This is a genomic window from Psychrobacter sp. 1U2 (genome assembly GCF_051847575.1).
In genome coordinates, this window is record NZ_JBPYDC010001771.1 from 1 (window position 1) to 528 (window position 528).

At 47.0% G+C, this 528-nt stretch carries 1 protein-coding gene; it reads left to right on the forward strand.

The genetic code is table 11. From position 1 onward, the window contains the following. A partial coding sequence (locus ACS8FD_RS24320) for an inorganic phosphate transporter (RefSeq protein ID WP_439277731.1) occupies window positions 1-528 on the forward strand: 528 nt, incomplete at both ends.

The following is a 528-nucleotide window of genomic DNA, read 5'->3' on the forward strand; positions in this document are numbered from 1 at the left end:
GCGATGACCGGCTATTTTTTATGGTGGGGACTCGATTATACAATGCGTCAACAGACGACGCTATTTATTGTGGCAACCGCTTTTGGTGTCTTTATGGCATTCAATATCGGTGGTAATGATGTCGCCAACTCATTTGGCACTTCAGTCGGTGCTGGTACATTAACTATTCCACAAGCACTGGGTGTGGCGGCGATCTTTGAAGTATCAGGAGCGGTGCTGGCAGGCGGCGAGGTTACCGATACTATTCGTAAGGGTATCGTTGATTTAGACGGCTTACCTGTTAGCCCCAACCAGTTTATTTATGTCATGTTATCTGCGTTAATTGCCGCCGCATTTTGGCTGTTGTTTGCTACGCGTAAAGGTCTGCCAGTATCCACTACCCACTCTATTATTGGTGGTGTGGTTGGTGGCTCTATTGTGTTGGGTTTTGATTTGGGTGGTAGTGCAAGTGCATTTTCTACTGTTGATTGGGGTACGATAGGGACGATTGCCATTTCTTGGGTACTGTCACCATTGTTAGGCGGTGTA